General features: G+C 52.1%; 1 rRNA gene. It reads right to left on the bottom strand.

Annotated elements, in window-relative coordinates:
• Positions 1 to 1,306, bottom strand: a 23S ribosomal RNA gene (locus BG60_RS36120); the annotation flags it as partial.

The raw sequence follows: 1,306 nt of genomic DNA, 5'->3' as shown, positions 1-1,306 counted from the left end.
CCGTTGAGCGATGGCCCTTCCATACAGAACCACCGGATCACTAAGACCTACTTTCGTACCTGCTCGAGCCGTCACTCTCGCAGTCAAGCTAGCTTATGCCTTTGCACTAACCTCACGATGTCCGACCGTGATTAGCTAACCTTCGTGCTCCTCCGTTACTCTTTGGGAGGAGACCGCCCCAGTCAAACTACCCACCAGACACTGTCCTCACCCCGGATTACGGGGCCGAGTTAGAACATCAAACATTAAAGGGTGGTATTTCAAGGATGGCTCCACGCAGACTGGCGTCCACGCTTCAAAGCCTCCCACCTATCCTACACATCAAGGCTCAATGTTCAGTGTCAAAGCTATAGTAAAGGTTCACGGGGTCTTTCCGTCTTGCCGCGGGTACACTGCATCTTCACAGCGAGTTCAATTTCACTGAGTCTCGGGTGGAGACAGCCTGGCCATCATTACGCCATTCGTGCAGGTCGGAACTTACCCGACAAGGAATTTCGCTACCTTAGGACCGTTATAGTTACGGCCGCCGTTTACCGGGGCTTCGATCAAGAGCTTCGCGTTAGCTAACCCCATCAATTAACCTTCCGGCACCGGGCAGGCGTCACACCCTATACGTCCACTTTCGTGTTTGCAGAGTGCTGTGTTTTTAATAAACAGTCGCAGCGGCCTGGTATCTTCGACCGGCATGGGCTTACGGAGCAAGTCCTTCACCCTCACCGGCGCACCTTCTCCCGAAGTTACGGTGCCATTTTGCCTAGTTCCTTCACCCGAGTTCTCTCAAGCGCCTTGGTATTCTCTACCCAACCACCTGTGTCGGTTTGGGGTACGGTTCCTGGTTACCTGAAGCTTAGAAGCTTTTCTTGGAAGCATGGCATCAACCACTTCGTCATCTAAAAGACAACTCGTCATCAGCTCTCGGCCTTAAGATCCCGGATTTACCTAAGATCTCAGCCTACCACCTTAAACTTGGACAACCAACGCCAAGCTGGCCTAGCCTTCTCCGTCCCTCCATCGCAATAACCAGAAGTACAGGAATATTAACCTGTTTTCCATCGACTACGCTTTTCAGCCTCGCCTTAGGGACCGACTAACCCTGCGTCGATTAACGTTGCGCAGGAAACCTTGGTCTTTCGGCGTGGGTGTTTTTCACACCCATTGTCGTTACTCATGTCAGCATTCGCACTTCTGATACCTCCAGCAAGCTTCTCAACTCACCTTCACAGGCTTACAGAACGCTCCTCTACCGCATCACTTACGTGATACCCGTAGCTTCGGTGTATGGTTTGAGCCCCGTTACATCTTCCGC

It is taken from the genome of Caballeronia zhejiangensis, from assembly GCF_000698575.1.
GTDB classification, from domain to species: Bacteria; Pseudomonadota; Gammaproteobacteria; order Burkholderiales; family Burkholderiaceae; genus Caballeronia; species Caballeronia zhejiangensis.
The sequence above is the reverse complement of the archived record's forward strand: the minus strand, read 5'-3'. Positions and strand labels throughout refer to the sequence as shown.